Genomic DNA, 3,479 nt, shown 5'->3' on the forward strand with positions numbered 1-3,479 from the left:
CCCTAACGGTTGACACAAGCGGCCTGCCGTAGGCAGGTCCACTTGATGGAATGGTTAGATTCGCTCAGATGCACTGCTGGACATTCGCCGGAAAGATCGCCTTGAACTTGAGAAGATTTTGGATAGTCCAGTTCCTAATGTCGGCAAGTGTTTCGGAGTCGGCATCGATGTCTCCGTCCCGATACACCGCAATTCGGCAGGCGCGGCGGTTGTCAAGGCGTTCCCATTTGAGGTCCAGGCCCAGCGCCGCCGCTATTGCCTCTTTGCGTTGCAAGAGGCAATCGAAGACCTGCTCATTCTTCAACTTGTCGCCAGAGTCAATGTACAACTCAACGCGAACGCGGCCACCTTGCGCGAAGCTGGTCGAGTACTTATAGAGTTTCGAGTTCTCCGACGCGAATGTGTACCAATTCTGCGGCTGTCCTGTGCGGGCGTTTGTGAATTTGTGAACTTCTCGAAGTTCATCAATGAGGCTTTGGAAGTAGGTACGGTAACGCTCCTTTGTCTCTGAAGGCGCAGGGGAGATGTCAGCAACCAGGGAGGCTTCGCTGGGCATCGATACGACGGTCAGGATAAACGCGGGTTTGGACTCGTCGATTCGGATGGCGGAGGCTTGAACCGCAAACAGGCTCAGGCTCTCCTTCAGATTTTGGTTGAGAAAGTCCATAGCCGACTTGTGCTCTGGACGGATAGTCTCAGCGATCCAGACCACCGCGCCTGCGCCAAGCACAGACGCATAGGTAATTAGCTGCCCAAGATGCTTGTGATCCGTGCCGCCATACTGATTTTCGATAACTACGAGCTTGTTGGTTGAAAGATCCCGAGCAACGATGTCGGCGGAGAAGTCGCCTGCCGCAGCTTCGGTGGATTCCAATTCAAGGTCCATGCCTAGTTTGCTGCCCAGTGTGTCCAGGTTCTGTGCGAGCCATGGCGTGAAATGAGATGCTTCGCCCGTCCATAGGTCCTTCAGCGCGACAGGATGAATTGTTCCGAGGTCCAATGGTGCCTCCAGTAGTGGGTTGCGAATCTAACGTTCGAGCTGAGTGGGCCGCCGCCGGCGGAGTAGCCCGGCCCTGGAGGGGACGATATGCGACTGGCCGCGGAAGGGCCAGGCTGCGTAGCCGGTGGAGGACCGCTCGAGCGAGGGGTTAGGCTTCACTCGGGTGCGGCCGAATCTGCGTGGCGATCTGATCGGCCAGCGCGACTATGAGTGCTGAAACGTCTGGACTAATTTCTTCTAGGCAGCGAAGTGACGAAGCCTTCTGCAAGTGCCGACGGACACGGTAATGTGTGACGAGATCACATCGCCAAGCGGTCGATCGAATGCAGCGTTCTACCTCAGCGGCAGCCATCGATCTCATCTGGTCGTCAAGGAAGCACATTAAGGCGCTAGCCTTGGCAATATCGTCAGCGATCATGTCCGGCTGGATCGTCTTGCCGCCAAGCGCTTCGAAAAGGTCTGAGATGCCCGAGACAGCCTCTTTCCCACGTAGGTCAAACGCCAGGACGGGATCATCGCGTGATAGCTCTCTCAACGCCGCCTGGAATGGCTCAGAGATCGCAGCGGACAGCTTTGTAAGTTCTGACTGCATCAGGAGTCGGAGTGCTGCTTGAATCTGTGCTGGGAGGCAGGAAGCTTCAGCCTCACTCACACTGATTCCGCGCTCAGAAAGCAGTCCAACGATCCTGTCGATGTACTGCTTTGGGAAGGTGGAGATGCTGAGCACGCCCCTGGAGAGAAAGTGATGAACTTCCAAGAGGTAGAAAAGCACCGTTCGCGTTGAGCGGCGACGCTCGTGCCGGATCTTTCCACGGTAGCTCAACGCCGCGATAAGAGCGCTTAGCGCTGTTCCTGCAAGGCCAAGGAGTTGGGCGTCCATCTATCGGTAGTCTGTGAAGCCTAACGAATGAAAGGGACTTCCCCGTCCCGAACTAGCCGCGATGCGGCGACCGGCAACGAAGTGCCACGATGGGAAGTGCGAAGTCTCATCAACTCACTCGGAAGGGGAAGTCCATGGCCATTGTCCACATCGGCATCGATCTCGCCAAGAACGTGTTCGCAGTTCATGGAGTGGATGAACACGGCAAGCCGGCGCTGGTGCGGCCCAGCGTGCCGCGCGCAAAGCTGCACGAGCTGATCGCCGCCCTGCCGCCGTGCACGGTGGCAATGGAAGCCTGCTCGGGCGGCCACCACTGGGCCCGGCTGTTCGCTGCGCACGGCCACACCGTGCGACTGATCGCGCGGAAGTTCGTCGCTCCGTACCGCATGAGCAGGGTGCGAGGCAAGAACGATGCGACCGACGCCGCGGTCATCGCCAGCGAGGACGAACGGGCTCGGCAGCTGATGCGCCTGGCGGGCGTGGGTCCGACCACAGCCACGGCGGTGCTGGCCATGATCGGCAATGGCCATGAGTTCCGATGTGGCCGGCAGTTCGCGGCTTGGCTGGGCTTGACGCCGGGGCAGTACAGCTCGGGGGGCAAGACCCGGCTGGGGCGCATCACCAAGGCCGGGGATGCGTATCTGCGAACGATGCTGATCCTGGGCGCCCGCGCCGTGCTGGCTGCGGCGAAGAACAAGACCGACGGTCTGAGCCGCTGGGCGCTCACGCTCGAGGGGCGCCGAGGTTACTGGAAAGCGGTGGTGGCCATCGCGGCCAAGAACGCGCGCATGTGCTGGGCGATGCTGGCCCGGGGCGAGTCGTTCAAGCTGCCAGCGTGAGTCCACCAGCCCCTCCACCGAGAGATCCAGGCCGAAGACTTCCACCGCGTGAACGTGAAGCGTTGATGAGCAAGGTTGGACCTGCGCGAGGAGTGCCTGATCATTTCAAGGCGGCAGCACGGGCTGTCCGCGGCTAACGAATGAGGCCCTCGCGCGCGTCTTTCATCAGGGTCTGCAGCCCGACTCGGCAACGAGCAGCGCTGCATCAATGACCGGTTGTAGTTTGTCCGTCCGCACCTTGGCTCGACGAATCAATGTGACGCACGTGAACGCGGTGCAGGTTATCTCGAAGACGTGAAGTCCAGATGTGAATCGAGCCGCTGCGCGGCTCGATGGACCTCATTCGCTTGACAGATGGGGAAGCCTTATAGTTTGACGTGAGAGGCTCGACCCGGCTTGCCGGGTGACGTCCTCTCGGTGGAATGGTTAGGTGGCATGCAAGAGGAGAAGTTGACATCAGAGTTTAATGCCCAGCTAACCGCATCGCCTCAGGTTCCTACAGATTGCATTCGAGCAATCAAAGGAGAGAACGAGTGGGACATCTCCTCGTCTTCGAACAGCGCCGAAACCAGCACGGCGGCTTGTGTCGAGACACGCCTCGTTACCGTTGCAATGTCGGCTTTTGCTTGTCGCGCCAGCATTGGCAGCCTTCTCAGTTCATCCAGAATGAGGGAAGCGAAGCATACGGAGTAGAAAAGCGCTTCGGAACGGAGCTCGTTTGACAGTGCGCTTAGTTCGCCTCGCTCACCGAGAACTAGGG

4 protein-coding genes are annotated in these 3,479 nt (G+C 59.1%); 1 reads left to right on the forward strand and 3 read right to left on the reverse strand.

The annotated features are described in order from the left end of the window. Positions 1 to 64: 64 nt before the first annotated feature. Complete coding sequence (locus Y694_RS20570; RefSeq protein WP_081771424.1) at positions 65 to 1,000, reverse strand: DUF4268 domain-containing protein; 936 nt, start codon at positions 998 to 1,000, stop codon at positions 65 to 67. A gap of 148 nt (positions 1,001 to 1,148) precedes the next feature. Further along, a complete protein-coding gene (locus Y694_RS20575; protein WP_152543606.1) occupies positions 1,149 to 1,880 on the reverse strand; it encodes a hypothetical protein in 732 nt (243 codons plus the stop codon). A gap of 134 nt (positions 1,881 to 2,014) precedes the next feature. Between Y694_RS20575 and Y694_RS20580 the strand changes: the two genes are divergently transcribed. After that, complete coding sequence (locus Y694_RS20580) at positions 2,015 to 2,719, forward strand: IS110 family transposase (protein WP_036236054.1); 705 nt, start codon at positions 2,015 to 2,017, stop codon at positions 2,717 to 2,719. A gap of 488 nt (positions 2,720 to 3,207) precedes the next feature. Here the strand turns inward: Y694_RS20580 and Y694_RS26320 are convergent. Then, on the reverse strand, positions 3,208 to 3,479 hold a 272-nt coding region (locus Y694_RS26320), incomplete at its 5' end, for a hypothetical protein (protein WP_216701350.1).

Origin of the sequence: Methylibium sp. T29-B, from assembly GCF_000576225.1 — a bacterium.
In the GTDB taxonomy this organism is placed as follows: domain Bacteria; phylum Pseudomonadota; class Gammaproteobacteria; order Burkholderiales; family Burkholderiaceae_C; genus Methylibium; species Methylibium petroleiphilum.